The organism is Streptomyces sp. NPDC029139 (assembly GCF_055564335.1).
The window spans coordinates 1-18,162 of sequence record NZ_JBVHWN010000024.1; the positions used below are offsets into that span (position 1 = coordinate 1).

Genomic DNA, 18,162 nt, shown 5'->3' on the forward strand with positions numbered 1-18,162 from the left:
CGCCCGGTTACATTCCGAACCCGGAAGCTAAGCCTTTCAGCGCCGATGGTACTGCAGGGGGGACCCTGTGGGAGAGTAGGACGCCGCCGAACAATTTTTAGCCTCTACCCCCGGACTTCGTCCGGGGGTAGAGGCATTTTTGCGTTCACGGTCGGACAGGTGACCCCTGTGCACTCCCCCCACGTGGCTGAAGGTAGGGTCAGGGGGCATCATTGGCACGTTCCCACAGGAGGCCCCCGGGTGGAGGTCCAGGAGACTCGCGTTCAGACGGACCGGGTCCTCACCATCCCCAACATCCTGAGCATGGCTCGCCTGGTGGGCGTGCCGCTCTTCCTGTGGCTGATTCTCCGACCGGTGTTCGGCGGTCCGAACAGCGATGGCTGGGCCCTGCTGGTACTGATGCTCAGCGGCGTCAGCGACTATCTCGACGGCAAGCTCGCCCGGCGCTGGAACCAGATCAGCAAGCTCGGCCGGCTCCTCGACCCGGCCGCCGACCGGCTGTACATCGTCTCCACCCTCATCGGCCTGACGTGGCGCGAGGTCCTGCCCCTGTGGCTGACCGCCGCCCTTTTCGCCCGCGAGCTGATGCTTCTGGTCATGGTGGGAATCCTCCGCCGACACGGCTATCCGCCGCCGCAGGTGAACTTCCTCGGGAAAGCTGCGACATTCAACCTGATGTACGCCTTCCCCTTGCTGTTGCTCAGTGACGGAACGGGCTGGCTTTCGTCACTCGCTGAAGTTTTCGGGTGGGCCTTCGCCGGATGGGGTACAACTCTGTATTGGTGGGCAGGGATCCTCTACGTGGTCCAGGTCCGCCGACTCGTCAAGGCGGATACCGCGGCCGACTGAGCCCGTCTGTCCCGTGCCGTGCAGAGTCGCCGGCATGTACGAGGACGCCCCCGGGCCACCGAGCGGACAGGTGAAGTCGGCAGGACCGTTGTCTCTTGAAGGAGGACGCTTCCGACATGAAGGCCGTCGTGATGGCCGGTGGCGAAGGAACCCGACTTCGCCCGATGACCTCAAGCATGCCCAAGCCTCTTCTGCCGGTGGCCAACCGGCCGATCATGGAGCATGTCCTGCGACTGCTCAAGAGGCACGGTCTCACAGAGACCGTTGTCACCGTGCAGTTTCTCGCCTCGCTCGTCAAGAACTACTTCGGTGACGGCGAGGAGCTCGGAATGGAGCTCACCTACGCCAACGAAGAAAAACCGCTCGGTACCGCGGGAAGTGTGAAGAACGCCGAGGAGGCGCTGAAGGACGACGCCTTCCTCGTCATCTCCGGCGACGCGCTCACCGATTTCGACCTCACCGATCTGATCGCCTTCCACAAGGAGAAGGGCGCCCTCGTCACCGTCTGTCTGACGCGTGTGCCGAATCCGCTGGAATTCGGCATCACGATCGTGGACGAGGAAGGAAAGGTCGAGCGCTTCCTCGAGAAGCCGACCTGGGGGCAGGTCTTCTCGGACACCGTGAACACCGGCATCTACGTCATGGAGCCCGAGGTCTTCGACTATGTCGCGGCCGACACCTCCGTCGACTGGTCCGGTGACGTCTTCCCGCAGCTCATGAAGGAAGGCAAGCCGATCTACGGCTACGTCGCCGAGGGCTACTGGGAGGACGTCGGCACCCACGAGAGCTACGTCAAGGCCCAGGCCGACGTGCTCGAAGGAAAGGTCAACGTCGAACTCGACGGCTTCGAGATCTCGCCCGGCGTATGGGTCGCGGAAGGCGCCGAGGTCTCGCCCGACGCCGTTCTCCGCGGGCCGCTCTACATCGGCGACTACGCGAAGGTCGAAGCCGGGGCGGAAATCCGCGAGCACAGCGTCATCGGCTCGAACGTGGTCGTCAAGAGCGGAGCCTTCCTCCACAAGGCCGTCATCCACGACAACGTCTACATCGGGCAGCAGAGCAATCTGCGCGGCTGCGTGATCGGCAAGAACACCGATGTCATGCGGGCGGCCCGGATCGAGGACGGCGCCGTCATCGGCGACGAATGCCTGATCGGTGAGGAATCGATTGTCCAGGGGAACGTCCGCGTCTATCCCTTCAAGACCATCGAGGCCGGCGCCTTCGTCAACACCTCCGTCATCTGGGAATCGCGCGGGCAGGCCCATCTCTTCGGGGCTCGCGGGGTCTCCGGAATCCTCAACGTCGAGATCACGCCCGAGCTGGCCGTACGTCTCGCGGGGGCGTACGCCACGACGCTGAAGAAGGGCGCCACCGTCACCACCGCGCGTGACCACTCCAGGGGTGCGCGTGCCCTGAAGCGCGCGGTGATCTCGGCCCTCCAGGCCAGCGCCATCGACGTACGCGACCTGGAGAACGTGCCGCTGCCGGTGGCACGGCAGCAGACCGCCCGCGGAAGCGCCGGCGGGATCATGCTGCGGACCTCGCCCGGTGTGCCGGACTCCGTGGACATCATGTTCTTCGACGAGCGCGGCGCGGACCTCTCACAGGCCGGGCAGCGCAAGCTGGACCGGGTCTTCGCCCGCCAGGAGTACCGGAGAGCGTTCCCGGGCGAGATCGGCGACCTCTCCTTCCCGGCGAGCGTCTTCGACTCGTACACCGGCTCCCTGCTGCGGAACGTCGACATCTCCGGGATCGCCGAGGCCGGTCTGAAGGTCGTGGTGGACGCCTCGAACGGCAGCGCGGGGCTCGTGCTGCCGAGCCTCCTCGGCCGGCTCCAGGTGGACTCCCTGACCATCAACCCCGGACTCGACGAATCGCGGCCCACCGAATCGGTGGAGACCAGGCGGGCCGGGCTCGTACGGCTCGGTGAGATCGTGGCTTCGGCGCGCGCCGCGTTCGGGGTGCGGTTCGACCCCGTGGGTGAGCGGCTGTCGCTCGTCGACGAGCGGGGCCGGATCATCGAGGACGACCGCTCGCTCCTCGTCATGCTCGACCTGGTCGCCGCCGAGCGGCGCTCGGGGCGGGTGGCCCTGCCGGTGACGACCACGAGGATCGCCGAGCAGGTAGCGGCGTACCACGGCACGCAGGTCGAGTGGACGACGACGTCTCCGGACGACCTGACCAGGGTCGGCCGGGAGGAGTCCACGATCTTCGGCGGCGACGGGCGCGGCGGGTTCATCATTCCCGAGTTCAGCAGCGTCTTCGACGGCGCCGCCGCGTTCGTCCGGCTGATCGGGCTGGTGGCGCGTACGCAGCTCACGCTGAGCCAGATCGACGCCCGTATCCCGCGGGCCCACGTCCTGCGACGGGACGTCGCGACGCCGTGGGCCGTGAAGGGGCTCGTGATGCGCCGGGTCGTGGAGGCGGCCGGCGACCGGTCGGTGGACACCACCGACGGCGTACGGGTCGTGGAGGCGGACGGCCGCTGGGTGATGGTGCTTCCCGACCCGGCCGAGGCCGTCACCCATCTGTGGGCGGAGGGGCCCGACGACACCTCCGCGCAGGCCCTGCTCGACGAGTGGTCGAACGTGGTCGACAGCGCAGGTCACTGACGATTGGGACGGGTGAGCCGGGAGGTGTCCTGCGGACGCCTCCCGGTTCTTCGGTGGGGCCATTCGGCGGTAGCCCCGCCGACGTGCGACGATGTGCGGCATGTCGCAGCAGCACCCCGCTCGGAGCACCGGATCACCACCCCCGCGTCCGGACGCGTCCATGTCGCTGCTGAACAACGTGATCGACCACGCTCTCGACGACGGCTACGCCGAGGCGACCGCCCGGCGCGCGGCGGAGGGCGGCGGTCTGCCGCGCACGCTGCGGGCCAAGCTGGGCCTCGCGGCCGGCCTGGTGCTCGCCGCGGCCGTGGTGACCGTGGGAGCCGCGGAGGCGCGGATCTCCGCGCCGGTCGTCGCCAAGGAGCGGCAGGAGCTGATCGACCGGATCGACGCGGAGACCTCCGGGGCCGACAGGCTGGAGCAGGACGTCGAGAAGATCCGCGCCGAGGTGGGGGAGCGACAGCGCAAGGCGCTCGAACAGCACGGTGGTGACCAGGCCGAGCTGGTGGCGCTCCTGTCCGGTGCGACCCCGGTGCACGGCCCGGGCGTGAAGCTCGTGGTCGACGACGCCAAGGGCACCGAGCAGGGTGGCGGCGGCCCCCGTGAGAGCAGTGGGTTCTCCGATACGGGCCGCGTCCGTGACCGTGACATGCAGCGGGTCGTCAACGGTCTGTGGCAGTCGGGTGCCGAGGCCGTCGCGATCAACGGACAGAGGCTGACGTCGCTGTCCGCGATCCGTGCCGCGGGCGACGCCATACTGGTCGACAACAAGCCGCTGGTGCCGCCGTACACGGTGCTGGCGGTGGGGGACGGGCAGCGCTTGAGCACCGCGTTCCAGGACAGCGCCGACGGCCAGTACCTGCACGCGCTGCAGGAGAACTTCGGGATCCGCACCAGCATCTCGGCCGAGGCCGAGGTGCGGCTGCCGGCCGCGCCGAGTCTGACCGTACGTACAGCACAGCCGAGGGGAGCCGGGGCGGCCAGGGCCACCGGACAGGCCACGGCCGACACAGGGAAGGGCACATCTTGATCGCCGTACTGGGCCTGATCGTGGGAGTGGTGGTCGGACTGTTGGTCCGGCCCGAGGTTCCGGCGGTGGTCGAGCCCTATCTCCCGATCGCCGTGGTCGCCGCTCTCGACGCGGTCTTCGGCGGCCTCCGTGCCATGCTCGACGGCATCTTCGTCGACAAGGTCTTCGTGGTCTCCTTCCTGTCGAACGTGGTGGTGGCGGCGCTGATCGTCTTCCTCGGCGACAAGCTGGGCGTCGGCGCGCAGCTGTCGACCGGTGTCGTCGTCGTGCTCGGCATCCGGATCTTCTCCAACGCCGCCGCCATCCGGCGGCACGTGTTCCGGGCGTGACGCCGATGAGCAACGACGCGCACCCCGGGACGCCGGAGACCCCTGACGGCGACAAGGGCACGCCTTCGGCGCCCGCGCCCTCCGAACCGCAGCTGACCGGGCGTCAGCGGCTGGCGGCCGGGCTGTGGCCGCCGCGGGTGAGCCGGGCGCAACTCATCGTCGCGCTCCTGCTGTTCGTCCTCGGTCTGGGCCTTGCCATCCAGGTCCGCTCCACCAGTGACAACAGTGCGCTGCGCGGCGCCCGTCAGGAGGACCTCGTCCGCATCCTCGACGAGCTCGACGACCGTACACAGCGCCTGGAGGACGAGAAGGCGCGCCTGGAGACCCAGCGCTCCGAGTTGGAGTCCAGCTCGGACCAGGCCGAGGAGGCGCGCAGGCAGACGCAGGAGAAGGAGCGTCAGCTCGGCATCCTGGCCGGCACCGTCGGTGCCGAGGGCCCGGGCATCACGCTGACCGTCGCGGGCGCCGCGGCGGCGGTGGAGTCGGACATGCTGCTCGACGCCATCCAGGAGCTGCGGGCCGCGGGCGCCGAGGCGATCCAGATCAACGACGTCCGGGTCGTCGCGGACAGCTACTTCACCGGCGAGGGCGGTGACATAGAGATCGATGGAACGAAGGTGACCGCTCCGTACGTCTTCAAGGTCATCGGCAAGCCCGAGGATCTCGAGCCCGCGCTCAACATCCCCGGTGGAGTCGTCCAGACACTGGAGAAGGAGCAGGCCACGGCGACCGTGGCCCGGTCCGAGAAGATCGTCGTGGACGCCTTGCGACCTGCGAAGCGGCCTGACTACGCTCAGTCGTCCTCGCAGTGAGGCGGGGTGGCGTGGCGGTCGCGCGACATGGGGAAGAGGTTGCGGGGGGTCGCCGCACCACAAGCGTGGTGCGTGGTGGAAACTGTCCGGAGGATACGGACGTTGTGAAGGTGTCCGGGTCGGCAGGTGTGTTCATTCAGGGTTCGTCCTGCCCCACGGGCGGGTCTGTTTCGGTCAAGGGGAATCGCCCGTGAGTTTTTTTGCGAAGTTGTTCGGCAAGAGCGCACGCGAGGACGGCGGCAACGCCAAGCACCGCGCGCCGCGCCACGCCCAGAGCGAGGAGCAGGCGGGCGAGCGTCCGCTGTTCCGTGACGAGGTCGACGACCAGGGCGCGTCGTCTGTTGACCCTGCCGGTGCAGGCCGCATAGGTTTCGGAGAGCCATCGACCTCGGGTACGGGTGGCGGGTTCACCCCCGATCCGTATGCGACCCAGACCTCCGCGGGTCAGCCGCGGCAGGAGGATGCGTCCATGCCGGTGTGTACGAGGTGCGGTCACAGCAACGCCGCGGACAGTCGTTTCTGCTCCCACTGCGGTACGCCGCTGCGGGGCGGGGCGCCCGTGGAGCGCGCGTCCGAGACGACGTCGACGATCTCGATCTCCGGCCTCGAGGCGTACGACGCCGAGGTCACCGGTCAGACCCCCGTCCCGTCCCTGTCGCCGGAGGCGCTGGCGGCCGTCGAGTCGCTGCCGGCCGGATCGGCGCTGCTCGTCGTGCGGCGCGGTCCGAACTCGGGCAGCCGTTTCCTGCTGGACGGCGAGCTGACCACGGCCGGCCGTCACCCGCAGAGCGACATCTTCCTCGACGACTTCACCGTGTCGAGGCGCCATGTGGAGTTCCGGCGGGCGCAGGACGGCAGCTTCACCGTGGCCGATGTCGGCAGCCTCAACGGCACGTACGTCAACCGTGAGCCGATCGACTCGGTCGTTCTGTCCAACGGCGACGAGGTGCAGATCGGCAAGTACCGGCTGGTCTTCTACTCGAGCCAGCGGGGCGCGTGACGCCTCGGGGAAGCCTTCAGGGAAGGTCCATGCTGCGAACACCGACGGGCGGCGCCGGGCACGGCGCCGCCACCGCGGGCGACCGCCTGGTCAGCATCGGCACGGTGCTGAACCAGCTGCGTGACGAGTTTCCCGAAGTGACCATCTCCAAGATCCGGTTCCTGGAGGCCGAGGGGCTTGTCGAGCCCCGGCGCACGGCCTCCGGTTACCGGAAGTTCAGCCCGCAGGACGTGGAGCGGCTTGCTCAGATCCTGCGGATGCAGCGGGACCACTACCTTCCGCTGAAGGTCATCCGGGAGCATCTCGACGCCCTCGCGAGGGGCGAGCAGATCAAGCTGCCGTCGCCCAGTCCGCAGCGAGATCTCCTCGACGGGGCCTGGGAGCCGGAGAGCGACCGCCCGACCGCCGCCCGGGTGGGCCGGGCCGAGCTGCTCGCCGCCGCAGAGGTGAGCGAGGAACAGCTGACCGAGTGGGAGTCGTACGGGCTCATCGCCGCCGGAGCCGAGGGTGGCTACGACGCCGAGGCGATCACGGTGGCGAGACTTGTCGCGGATCTGGGGAGATTCGGTCTGGAACCGAGGCATCTCCGGGCGGTCAAAGCGGCCGCCGATCGGGAGGCGGGACTGGTCGAACAGATGGTCGCGCCGCTGCGCCGGCACCGTAATCCGCAGACCAGAGCCCATGCGGAGGCCACCGCCAAGGAGCTCGCCGGGCTCTCCGTACGGCTGCACGCGGCACTGGTCCAGACCGCTCTGGGGCTCCGGCTGCAGTGATCTTGCGGGGGCCCGACTACCCAAACCGGTCGGGCACGTCCTAGGGTTGCTGTGTGAACGAGCTCGACGTTGTGGGTGTCCGGGTGGAAATGCCCTCCAACCAGCCGATCGTGCTCCTGCGTGAAGTGGGAGGCGATCGGTACCTCCCCATCTGGATCGGACCGGGTGAGGCGACCGCGATCGCCTTCGCCCAGCAGGGCATGGCCCCTGCCAGGCCGCTGACGCACGACCTCTTCAAGGACGTCCTTGAAGCCGTGGGCCAGGAGCTCACCGAGGTCCGCATCACGGATCTCCGTGAAGGTGTCTTCTACGCGGAGCTGGTCTTCGCCAGCGGCGTCGAGGTGAGCGCCCGGCCGTCCGACGCGATAGCGCTGGCCCTGCGCACCGGGACGCCGATCTTCGGCAGTGACGGTGTGCTCGACGACGCCGGTATCGCGATTCCGGACGAGCAGGAGGACGAGGTGGAGAAGTTCCGCGAGTTCCTCGACCAGATCTCCCCGGAGGACTTCGGTTCCAGCAGCCAGTGAGGCCGTCCGCGCCGGGTGCCGTCAGGGCATTCGAGTAGCCTTTCCCCGAAGAGAGTCACGGGAAACCACTCTCAGGGTGATTATCACTCGGCGTGCCGAGTGTGGCGATCGTTGACGCACCCCGAGTGACTGCCTACCTTCGTGTGGGCAGGTCAAGGACGGAGGGTCGGCGTGATGAGCAGCGGCGACGGTACGGCAGGGGGCTCCCCCGGGCGGGCGCCCGGGGAGAGCGGTCCGTATCCGCTTCACGGCAGTGTGGGCGACTTCGGTACGGACGCGGATGTGGACGCGGACGGAGCATCCGGTACGGACGTGGTGGGATACCGCGGTCCGACGGCGTGCGCGGCGGCCGGGATCACCTACCGCCAACTGGACTACTGGGCGCGTACGGGGCTCGTCGAGCCGAGCGTACGGCCCGCGTACGGATCCGGGACGCAGCGGCTGTACAGCTTTCGCGATGTCGTCGTCCTCAAGATCGTCAAGCGTTTCCTGGACACAGGAGTGGCGCTGCAGAACATCCGGGCGGCCGTCCAGCATCTGCGGGCCCGTGGCTTCCGGGACCTGGAGCGGATGACGCTGATGAGCGACGGGGCCACGGTGTACGAGTGCTCTTCGCCCGACGAGGTCGTGGATCTGCTGCAGGGCGGGCAGGGTGTCTTCGGGATCGCGGTCGGTGTGGTCTGGCGCGACGTGGAGGCGGCGCTCTCGCAGCTGCACGGGGAGCGCGTCGACACCGGTGAGACGCTGATCGGCCACAACCCGGGCGACGAGCTCGCGCGGCGACGGCGCGACCGGGCGGTCTGACCGCGGACCGGCGGCACCCCGGCGGCCGGAGCGGTGTGGAGCGGTCCCTGGCGCGTCCGTACGTGAGTGCGGGCCGATTGTCAGTGGTGTAGGGCAGCATCGGACATGTGAGAGCCGCGCCGACGATCCTCCATCTGGACATGGATGCCTTCTTCGCCGCCGCCGAGCAGGCGGCGAAGCCGAGTCTGCGCGGAAAGCCGGTGGTCGTCGGGGGGCTGGGCCCGCGAGGGGTCGTCGCCACCGCCTCGTACGAGGCGCGCCGCTTCGGGGTCCACTCCGCGATGCCGATGGGGCAGGCCCGTCGCCTGGCGCCCAACGCCGCCTATCTCGTGCCGCGCTTCGCCTTCTACCGGGCGATCAGTGAGCACGTCATGGAGCTGCTGGGGCGCTTGTCGCCGCTGGTGGAGCCGCTGAGCCTGGACGAGGCCTTCGTGGACCTGGAGGCCGGGGGTGTGGCCGACGACAGCGCCGGCGCCCGCGAGGCCGGTGAGCGGCTGCGCAGGGACATTCTCGCCACCACGGGGCTGACGGGGTCGGTGGGGCTCGCCGGGTCGAAGATGCTGGCGAAGATCGCCTCGGAGGAGGCCAAGCCGGACGGTCTGGTGCTGATAGAGCCGGGGACCGAGCGGGAGCTGCTGGGGCCGAAGTCGGTGCGGATCCTGCCGGGCGTGGGGCCGGCCACTGGGGAGCATCTGCGGCGCGCCGGGATGACGACGGTGTCGGACCTCGCGGAAGCGGGCGAGGACGAGCTCGTACGGCTCCTCGGGCGGGCGCACGGGGCGTCCCTGTACAGGATGGCCCAGGGGTACGACGACCGGCCCGTGGTGGCCGAGCGCGACGCGAAGTCGGTGTCGGTGGAGGACACCTTCGACGTGGACCTGCACGACCGGGTACGGATCCGGACCGAGGTCGAGCGGCTCGCGGAGCGGTGCGTCACGCGACTGCGGGCCTCGGGTCACTCCGGACGGACGATCGTGCTCAAGGTGCGGCGGTTCGACTTCTCGACGCTGACGCGTTCCGAGACGCTGCGCGGGCCGACCGACGATCCGGTGGTGGTAAGGGAGGCCGCCGGGCGGCTGCTGGAGGGGGTGGACACCACGGGCGGCGTACGGCTGCTGGGCGTGGGGGTGAGCGGACTCGCGGACTACACCCAGGAGGACCTGTTCGCGCAGGCGGCGGAGCCTTCCGCGGCCGTGGAGGCGGAGGTGCCCGAGCCGGACGTCCCCGCACCGGAGGAACCGGCGGAGCGGCGCTGGTCGCCCGGACACGACGTACGGCACGCGGTCTACGGCGCCGGGTGGGTGCAGGGCAGCGGGGTCGGGCGCGTCACCGTGCGCTTCGAGGAGCCGGGGTCGGCGCCCGGGCGGGTGCGGACCTTCCTGGTGGACGATCCCGAGCTGGAGGTGGCGGAGCCGCTGCCGCTGGTGGGGCGTACGGGCGGGGAGGCGGCGGTCGCCTAGGGGGTGCCGGGTGTCGCGGGCCAGGCGGGGCTTTGCCACATGCCCGGGCCCCGGCACGGACGGTCTCGCCGGCGACGCCGCGAGCCCCGCCCCCGACGGCCCCGGCCGCCACGGGGCCGGGGCCGTGCGGCGGGGCGTCGCGGGGAGGGCCCGTCAGCCCTCCTCCTGGCCCGCCAGGCGGCCGAAGTCGCGGTCCAGAGGGGGCGGGGGCAGCGCGATGTTGTAGTGGCGGTAGAGCTGGAGTTCCTGCTCGGGGGAGAGATGCCGGCCCACGCCGAAGTCCGGTGCGTCCTTGATGAGAGACCGCTCGTAAGGGATGTGAAGGCCGTCGTCGGCCAGCTCGCTCGGCTCCAGGGGGACGAACGCGTCCCGGCCGAAGAGGCCCGTGCGGACCGCGGCCCACTCGGGAACGCCCGTGGCGTCGTCCAGATAGACCTCGTCCACGGTCCCGATCTTGTGTCCCTCACGGTCGTACGCCTTGCGGCCGATCAGGCTGCGCGGATCGATGTCGGTCTGCACGGTCCCTCCAACAGGTCGCAACTGCATCTACGAAGACCTACAAAGAATACGAAAGTGCACATCTGGGATGTCGGCCACTTGAGCGATGGGACCGAGAACCGCGCTGGTAGGCTGGCTGTGGCTGTCGACCCTGTGCGGGAGAGTCCTCCGGAGAAACCTTTCGGAGGCGCCGAAGGAGCAAATCCTCCCCGGAATCTCTCAGGCCCCTGTACCGCACGGACGAGGTCACTCTGGAAAGCAGAGCGGAGGTCCGACGGCATCCGCTCTCACCGACGGTGAAAACCGGCGTGCCTTCGGCGTGCCGGTGAAGCTCTCAGGTTGAGATGACAGAGGGGGAGGCCGTCCGGGCACCCGCGCCGTGGTGCCCCTCGCAGGTCGTGACGACCAGGAGGCCTCCGTACATGACCGCCAACCGCACTCCGCTCTCCGAACTCGAACAGGGCATCCCGTTCGAGCAGCGGCACATCGGGCCCGACGCCGAAGCACGGGCCAAGATGCTCGCGCAGGTCGGCTACGGCTCCCTCGACGAGCTCACGGCCGCCGCCGTGCCGGACGTGATCAAGAACGCCGAGGCGCTGGCCCTGCCCGCCGCCCGTACCGAGGCCGAGGTCCTCGCCGAGCTGCGCGCGCTCGCCGACCGCAACCAGGTCCTCGCTCCCATGATCGGCCTCGGCTACTACGGCACCTTCACCCCGCCGGTCATCCTGCGGAACGTGATGGAGAACCCCGCCTGGTACACGGCCTACACGCCGTACCAGCCGGAGATCTCCCAGGGCCGTCTCGAGGCGCTGCTCAACTTCCAGACCATGGTCGCCGACCTCACCGGTCTGCCCACCTCCGGCGCCTCGCTGCTCGACGAGAGCACCGCGGCCGCCGAGGCCATGGCGCTGTCCCGGCGCGTCGGCAAGGTCAAGAACGGCGTCTTCCTCGTCGACGCCGACGCCCTGCCGCAGACCATCGCCGTCATCGAGACCCGTGCCGAGCCGACCGGTGTCGAGGTCGTCGTCGCGGACCTGTCCGAGGGCATCCCCGCCGAGATCGCCGAGCGCGGCGTCTTCGGCGTGCTCGTCCAGTACCCGGGTGCCTCCGGCGCCGTCCGCGACATCAAGCCGCTCGTCGACGCCGCCCACGAGCTCGGCGCGATCGTCACCGTGGCCGCCGACCTGCTCGCGCTGACCCTGCTCACCTCGCCCGGCGAGCTCGGTGCGGACATCGCCGTCGGCACCACCCAGCGCTTCGGTGTCCCGATGGGCTTCGGCGGCCCGCACGCCGGCTACATGGCCGTCCAGGACAAGCACGCCCGCTCCCTGCCCGGCCGCCTCGTCGGCGTCTCCGTCGACGCCGACGGCAACAGGGCGTACCGCCTGGCCCTGCAGACGCGCGAGCAGCACATCCGTCGCGAGAAGGCCACCAGCAACATCTGCACCGCGCAGGTGCTGCTCGCCGTCATGGCCGGCATGTACGCCGTCTACCACGGCCCGGACGGTCTGAAGCAGATCGCCCAGCGCGTCCACCGCTACGCCACCGTCCTCGCCGCGGGCCTCACGGCCGGTGGCGTCGAGGTGGTGCACGGTTCCTACTTCGACACCCTCACCGTCCGTGTGCCCGGCAAGGCCGCCGCGGCCGTCGCCGCCGCCCGCGAGGCCGGCGTCAACCTGTACCTCGTCGACGCCGACCACGTGTCGGTCTCCTGCGACGAGACCACCGGCCGCGCCCAGGTCGCCGCCGTGTGGAGCGCCTTCGGTGTCGACGCCGACATCGAGGCGCTGGACGCCGCCACCGAGGACGCGCTGCCCGCCGGGCTGCTGCGCTCGGACGCGTACCTCACCCACCCGGTCTTCCACGCGCACCGCTCCGAGACGTCGATGCTGCGCTACCTGCGCAAGCTCGCCGACCGCGACTACGCGCTCGACCGGGGCATGATCCCGCTCGGCTCCTGCACCATGAAGCTGAACGCGACCACCGAGATGGAGCCGGTGACCTGGCCGGAGTTCGGCCAGATCCACCCCTTCGCCCCGGTCGACCAGGCGCAGGGCTACCTGACGCTCATCACCGAGCTGGAGGAGCGCCTCGCCGAGGTCACCGGCTACGACAAGGTGTCGATCCAGCCCAACGCCGGTTCGCAGGGCGAGCTGGCCGGTCTGCTGGCCGTCCGCGCCTACCACCGTGCCAACGGCGACCTGCAGCGCACCGTCTGCCTCATCCCGTCCTCCGCGCACGGCACCAACGCCGCCTCCGCGGTGATGGCCGGTATGAAGGTCGTCGTCGTCAAGACCGCCGACGACGGCGAGGTCGACGTCGCGGACCTGCGCGCCAAGATCGAGCAGTACCGCGACGAGCTGTCCGTGCTGATGATCACCTACCCGTCCACGCACGGTGTGTTCGAGGAGCACGTCGCCGACATCTGCGCCGAGGTGCACGAGGCCGGCGGCCAGGTGTACGTCGACGGCGCCAACCTCAACGCGCTGGTGGGTCTCGCCAAGCCGGGCAAGTTCGGCGGCGACGTCTCGCACCTCAACCTGCACAAGACCTTCTGCATCCCGCACGGCGGTGGCGGTCCCGGTGTCGGTCCGGTCGGCGTCCGCGCCCACCTCGCCCCCTACCTGCCGAACCACCCGCTCCAGCCCACCGCGGGCCCGGAGACGGGCGTCGGCCCGATCTCGGCCGCCCCCTGGGGCTCGGCCGGCATCCTGCCGATCTCCTGGTCGTACGTGCGTCTCATGGGTGGCGAGGGCCTCAAGCGCGCCACGCAGGTGGCCGTCCTCGCGGCGAACTACATCGCCAAGCGCCTGGAACCGCACTACCCGGTGCTCTACACCGGTCCGGCCGGTCTGGTCGCCCACGAGTGCATCGTCGACCTGCGCCCGCTCTCCAAGGCGACCGGCGTCAGCGTCGACGACATCGCCAAGCGGCTGATCGACTACGGCTTCCACGCGCCGACGATGTCGTTCCCGGTGGCCGGCACGCTGATGATCGAGCCGACCGAGTCCGAGGACCTGACCGAGCTCGACCGCTTCTGCGACACGATGATCGCCATCCGCGGCGAGATCGAGAAGGTCGCGTCGGGCCAGTGGCCCGCCGAGGACAACCCGCTGCGCAACGCCCCGCACACCGCGGCCGCGCTGGGCGGCGAGTGGAACCACGCGTACAGCCGTGACGAGGCGGTCTTCCCGGCCGGTGTGTCGGCCGCGGACAAGTACTGGCCGCCGGTCCGTCGGATCGACGGCGCGTTCGGTGACCGCAACCTGGTCTGCTCCTGCCCGCCGCTGGACGAGTACGACAACTGAGCATGAGCTGAGTGCCCTCGGCGACGGGCATGTTTCAGGGCCGGTTCGGAGGATTCCTCCGGGCCGGCCCTTGTCATGTGCCGCCCGCGGTCAGGCGGCGGTCGTCACCCGGCCCGCCGTCAGCGGGCGGTGCGGGGCGATGATCTGTCCGTCCGGCAGCAGTTCACCGGTGTCCTCGAAGAGCAGGACCCCGTTGCACAGCAGGCTCCACCCCTGCTCCGGGTGGTGCGCCATCAGTCGGGCCGCCTCCCGGTCGGCGGAGTCGGCGGTGGGACAGGCTGGCTGGTGCTGGCACATGGGTGGGTTCTTTCGCTGCGTCGTGGTGTCTGTCGTCCTGCGGCTCGATGCGGTGCTCATGGCCGCCCCCCGTTGTCGGTTCGGTTGGTCCAGTGTTCCCCTACGGACGTCGATCCGCAGGTATTTCACGGCAGCTCTTCCTACTGCATGAAGACGTATCACCCGCGCGGGCGGTTCAGCTCAACTGGGCGGTCTCTTCGGGTGGTTCGCAGTAGCCCTGGTGGGCTAGTCCGTCCGGGTCAGGGTGTTCGACCTCGGCGTTCGGGCAGCACGGCGCCCCGCGGCCCGGTCGGCCGCGGGGCGTGCGCGGAGGGTGTGGGGCATGTGCGGTACCGCTTGCGGTGGTTCAGGCCGGCGCCGGCGTGCCGAACAGCGGCGGCGGCGCCAGGCGCAGGGTGAGGACGGGCAGCAGGTCGGCGACCTGGTGCGGGCGGTGGGCGGCGATGCCCGGCGGCGCCGGGGCGAGCGGGATCAGGAGGTCGGCGGGCGCGGGCGAGGTGGACGCGCCGTCGGCCTCCGTGTCGCCGTGGAGCCACAGGGTCAGCATGTACAGCTCCGGTATGGAGAGCAGCCGGGGCTGGTACGTCACCGGCAGCGCTTCGGCCTGGAGCAGGGCGCGTTCGGTGGCGGTGACGTACGGGCCCTCGAAGAAGTGCGAGAAGGACCAGCCGTCGGGCGTGAGCATGGTGTCGGCGGCGGCGACGGCCCGGTCGGTCCCCCGGATGAGGAAGCGCCAGCCGGCGAGCCGCGTGCGCGGTTCCTGTGCGGACGGTACGACCTGGTCCCGTACGTCGAGGACATGGACGGGCAGGGGCAGCTCGGGGCTCAGCGGCCCCTGGGCGGCCCGCAGGGCGGGAGTTCGCGCTTCGCGGACGGCGGTGGGGGAACCGAGGGCCGCGAGGACGCTGCGCAGGGCCGGCGCAGGGGCCGGGGAGGGTCGGAGCATGGTGGGTCGCCTCTCGCTCAGGAGACACGGTGATGCGTGGGCAGGTACGACGGCGCTGTGGGCTGCCGGGCCGGAAGGGGCCATGAAGCCATGGCCGGGCGCCAACACTCTGCCTCGTCCGCAGAGTTTATACGAGACGTGTTCACGCGGTGTTTCCGCTAGCTGTCGCCGATATTGCGGGCAAGGCTTCATCCGGTCTCGTTCGCGCGGCGATTCGCTCCTTTTTGGGAGGGCGGCACTTCGCCCGCCTGCGACGTCGTGGTCGCTTCGGACGGCCAGATATCGACCCCATGCTTTCCGCGATTATGGCCGCGGAATATGTCATGTGCCGCGTGCCTCCGGGACGTGCCGGAGGATTGCTCAATCCAGCTTACTCGTCGAGCGAGTCGGTCCGCAGGCGTTATGGATCAGCGCGTCGGGGCATCATCGTCCGTGACGCGCGCGGCCGTCGCCGTGGCCGCCCAATCGGGGAGGGAAGCTTCGATGGGGGAGAAGGTCGTGGCAGACGGATTCGACCTGTCCGATCGGCAGAGATACCGAAGGAAGCTCCAGCAGTGTCTTGCGGGGCTTGCGAGGCTGTTGGCGGAGAAGAGGTTCGATCGTCCGCAGAACCTGATGGGCCTCGAGATCGAACTCAATCTCGCGGGCGCGGACGGCATGCCCCGCATGGTGAATGGCGAAGTCCTCAAGCGCATTGCGAGCACCGATTTCCAGACCGAACTCGGAATGTTCAACCTCGAAGTGAACATCGCTCCGCACCGTCTCGGCGGCCGCGTTTTCGACCGGCTCGCGGAGGAGCTCACGACCGGTCTGGGGTATGCCGACCGCAAGGCCCGTGAGGTCGACGCCGGCGTCGTCATGATCGGAATTCTGCCGACGCTCGCCCAGCGTGATCTCGTCTTCGAGAACCTCTCGGCCGTCGACCGCTACTCCCTGCTCAACGATCAGATCGTCGCCGCCCGGGGCGAGGACTTCGCCCTCGACATCCAGGGCGTGGAGCGGCTCACCTGCACCTCCTCCTCGATCGTGCCCGAGGCGGCCTGCACCTCCGTGCAGCTGCACCTCCAGGTCACCCCGGGCCGGTTCGCGGCGGTGTGGAACGCGGCCCAGGCGGTCGCGGCGGTGCAGATCGCGGTCGGTGCCAACTCGCCGTTCCTCTTCGGCCGGGAGCTCTGGCGCGAGTCCCGTCCCCCGCTGTTCCAGCAGGCGACCGACACCAGGCCGCCGGAGCTCCAGGCCCAGGGGGTGCGGCCGCGCACCTGGTTCGGGGAGCGGTGGGTGGACTCGGCGTACGACCTCTTCGAGGAGAACCTGCGGTACTTCCCCCCACTGCTGCCGATCTGCGACGAGGAGGACCCGCTCCTCGTCCTCGACGAGGGCGGGGTGCCACGCCTGCAGGAGCTGGTCCTGCACAACGGGACGGTCTACCGCTGGAACCGGCCGGTCTACGGCTGGGTGGACGGGGTCCCGCACCTGCGCGTCGAGAACCGGGTGCTGCCGGCCGGACCGACGGTCACCGACGTCGTCGCCAACGCGGCCTTCTACTACGGACTCGTGCGGGCGCTGGCCGAGGAGACCCGGCCCGTGTGGAAGCGGCTGGCGTTCGAGGACGCCGCCGCGAACTTCGACACCGCCTGCCGCCACGGGATCGAGGCGGAGCTGCGCTGGCCCCGGCCGGGGCGCTCGGGCGGGGTCGCGCCCGTCTCCGCGGTCCGTCTCGTCCTCGACGAGCTGCTGCCGCTGGCCGCCGCGGGGCTCGACGCCTGGCACGTCGAGCCGGCCGACCGGGACTTCTACCTCGGCGTCATCGAGGAGCGCTGTCGCGGACGGGTCAACGGCGCCTCCTGGCAGGCCGAGACCTTCCGCCGGGCGCGGCGGTCCGGCCTCGACCGCGAGGCCGCCCTGGCGGCCACGACCCGCCGGTACGCCGAGCTGATGCACATCGGAGAACCGGTGCACCGGTGGCCGGTGGGGCTCAGGTAGGCGTCGCCTACGGGCCCGGAATGGCGTCCGGCCCGGCCCGTCGCGCATGATCTCCGTACGCGGAACGCGATGGGGAAGTGGAGACAGGTGTGGTGTCGGAGCAACGAGTGGTCGCCGGTTCGCTTCCCCCCGACGGCCTGCCGCGCAGGGTCCTGCGGTCCGAGACCCTGATCGTCCTGGCTCTCTCGCTCGGGGCGAGCGCGGTGTCGTCCCTCATCAGCTTCATCGGCTCGCTGACCAAGCCGGGCGGGCTGAAGGAGCAGGCGGCGACGCTCAACGGTTCGTACGCCCCCGGGCGGCCCTGGCTCGATCTGGCCTGGCAGCTCTTCGGCATCGCGACGGCGCTCGTGCCGGTCCTGCTCGTCGCCCATCTGCTGCTGCGCGAGGGGTCCGGTCTGCGGGCGATCGGCTTCGACCGGACCCGGCCGTGGCCGGATCTCGGGCGGGGCGCCCTGGTGGCCGCCGGGATCGGGAGCGCCGGTCTCGCCTTCTACCTGGTGGCGCGGGCGACCGGCTTCAATCTGACGGTCGTGCCCGAGTCGCTGCCGGACGTGTGGTGGAAGTACCCCGTCCTGATCCTGTCGGCGGTGCAGAACTCCGTGCTGGAGGAGGTCATCGTCCTCGGCTATCTGCTGCGCCGGCTCGGGCAGTTGGGGTGGACGCCCATGGCGGCCCTGGTGGCGAGCTCGGTGCTGCGCGGTTCGTACCACCTGTACCAGGGGATTGGGGGCTTCGTCGGGAACGTCGTCATGGGCGTCGTCTTCGTGCTGCTCTACCGCCGCTGGGGGCGGGTGGGGCCGCTCGTGGTGGCGCACGCGCTGCTCGACATCGTGGCCTTCGTCGGCTACGGGCTGCTGGCGGGGAAGGTGGGCTGGCTGCCGACCGCGTAGGCGGGGAACGAAGGGCAGGGGAACGAGCGGAAGGGGCGTACGGC

General features: G+C 70.0%; 16 protein-coding genes, 1 rRNA gene and 1 riboswitch. Of the genes, 14 read left to right on the top strand and 3 right to left on the bottom strand.

Going from position 1 to position 18,162, the window contains the following annotated elements:
• From rrf to ACZ4VW_RS31555, 11 genes are all read left to right on the top strand, one after another.
• A 5S ribosomal RNA gene (gene rrf, locus ACZ4VW_RS31505) occupies positions 1–92 on the top strand; the annotation flags it as partial.
• A gap of 148 nt (positions 93–240) precedes the next feature.
• Positions 241–849, top strand: a complete 609-nt coding sequence (locus ACZ4VW_RS31510; RefSeq protein ID WP_467968391.1) for a CDP-alcohol phosphatidyltransferase family protein — start codon at positions 241–243, stop codon at positions 847–849.
• Between the two features lie 116 nt (positions 850–965).
• Positions 966–3,461 carry a sugar phosphate nucleotidyltransferase gene (locus ACZ4VW_RS31515; protein WP_467968451.1) on the top strand — a complete coding sequence of 832 codons (2,496 nt, stop codon included), beginning with the start codon at positions 966–968 and terminating at the stop codon, positions 3,459–3,461.
• A gap of 100 nt (positions 3,462–3,561) precedes the next feature.
• Complete coding sequence (locus tag ACZ4VW_RS31520; RefSeq protein ID WP_467968393.1) at positions 3,562–4,491, top strand: DUF881 domain-containing protein; 930 nt, start codon at positions 3,562–3,564, stop codon at positions 4,489–4,491.
• Positions 4,488–4,820, top strand: a complete 333-nt coding sequence (locus ACZ4VW_RS31525) for a small basic family protein (RefSeq protein ID WP_015032176.1) — start codon at positions 4,488–4,490, stop codon at positions 4,818–4,820. Before ACZ4VW_RS31520 ends, ACZ4VW_RS31525 begins: the two co-directional genes overlap by 4 nt.
• A gap of 5 nt (positions 4,821–4,825) precedes the next feature.
• The gene (locus tag ACZ4VW_RS31530) at positions 4,826–5,632 is read left to right on the top strand and encodes a DUF881 domain-containing protein (RefSeq protein WP_467968395.1); all 807 of its coding nucleotides are present in this window, start codon (positions 4,826–4,828) and stop codon (positions 5,630–5,632) included.
• Positions 5,633–5,714: 82 nt separating this feature from the next.
• Positions 5,715–6,632 carry an FHA domain-containing protein gene (locus tag ACZ4VW_RS31535; protein WP_467968452.1) on the top strand — a complete coding sequence of 306 codons (918 nt, stop codon included), beginning with the start codon at positions 5,715–5,717 and terminating at the stop codon, positions 6,630–6,632.
• 29 nt (positions 6,633–6,661) lie between these two features.
• Positions 6,662–7,405: a transcriptional regulator FtsR gene (gene ftsR, locus ACZ4VW_RS31540; protein WP_467968397.1), complete on the top strand. Its 744-nt coding sequence runs from the start codon at positions 6,662–6,664 to the stop codon at positions 7,403–7,405.
• Positions 7,406–7,458: 53 nt separating this feature from the next.
• The gene (locus tag ACZ4VW_RS31545) at positions 7,459–7,932 is read left to right on the top strand and encodes a bifunctional nuclease family protein (protein WP_158985224.1); all 474 of its coding nucleotides are present in this window, start codon (positions 7,459–7,461) and stop codon (positions 7,930–7,932) included.
• Positions 7,933–8,106: 174 nt separating this feature from the next.
• Positions 8,107–8,736, top strand: a complete 630-nt coding sequence (locus tag ACZ4VW_RS31550; protein WP_467968399.1) for a MerR family transcriptional regulator — start codon at positions 8,107–8,109, stop codon at positions 8,734–8,736.
• Positions 8,737–8,843: 107 nt separating this feature from the next.
• On the top strand, positions 8,844–10,196 hold the full coding sequence (locus tag ACZ4VW_RS31555) for a DNA polymerase IV (RefSeq protein ID WP_467968401.1): 1,353 nt from the start codon (positions 8,844–8,846) through the stop codon (positions 10,194–10,196).
• Positions 10,197–10,349: 153 nt separating this feature from the next.
• Here ACZ4VW_RS31555 and ACZ4VW_RS31560 read toward each other — a convergent pair whose 3' ends face one another.
• Positions 10,350–10,715 (bottom strand): PRC-barrel domain-containing protein, encoded by a 366-nt coding sequence (locus tag ACZ4VW_RS31560; RefSeq protein WP_467968403.1) that lies wholly within the window; start codon positions 10,713–10,715, stop codon positions 10,350–10,352.
• A gap of 125 nt (positions 10,716–10,840) precedes the next feature.
• A riboswitch (glycine riboswitch) is annotated at positions 10,841–10,939 on the top strand.
• Between the two features lie 177 nt (positions 10,940–11,116).
• On the opposite strand from ACZ4VW_RS31560, the gene gcvP reads away from it, so the two are divergent.
• Positions 11,117–14,002: an aminomethyl-transferring glycine dehydrogenase gene (gene gcvP / locus ACZ4VW_RS31565; protein ID WP_467968405.1), complete on the top strand. Its 2,886-nt coding sequence runs from the start codon at positions 11,117–11,119 to the stop codon at positions 14,000–14,002.
• Positions 14,003–14,092: 90 nt separating this feature from the next.
• Here the strand turns inward: gcvP and ACZ4VW_RS31570 are convergent, their stop codons facing one another.
• A complete protein-coding gene (locus ACZ4VW_RS31570; RefSeq protein ID WP_137990635.1) occupies positions 14,093–14,299 on the bottom strand; it encodes a DUF5999 family protein in 207 nt (68 codons plus the stop codon).
• A gap of 346 nt (positions 14,300–14,645) precedes the next feature.
• The gene (locus ACZ4VW_RS31575) at positions 14,646–15,245 is read right to left on the bottom strand and encodes a hypothetical protein (protein ID WP_467968407.1); all 600 of its coding nucleotides are present in this window, start codon (positions 15,243–15,245) and stop codon (positions 14,646–14,648) included.
• Between the two features lie 483 nt (positions 15,246–15,728).
• Here ACZ4VW_RS31575 and ACZ4VW_RS31580 point away from each other — a divergent pair, with 483 nt between their 5' ends.
• Together ACZ4VW_RS31580 and ACZ4VW_RS31585 are read left to right on the top strand one after the other, a co-directional pair.
• Positions 15,729–17,228 (top strand): glutamate-cysteine ligase family protein, encoded by a 1,500-nt coding sequence (locus ACZ4VW_RS31580; RefSeq protein WP_467968409.1) that lies wholly within the window; start codon positions 15,729–15,731, stop codon positions 17,226–17,228.
• Between the two features lie 92 nt (positions 17,229–17,320).
• On the top strand, positions 17,321–18,118 hold the full coding sequence (locus tag ACZ4VW_RS31585) for a CPBP family intramembrane glutamic endopeptidase (protein WP_467968411.1): 798 nt from the start codon (positions 17,321–17,323) through the stop codon (positions 18,116–18,118).
• Positions 18,119–18,162: the final 44 nt, after the last annotated feature.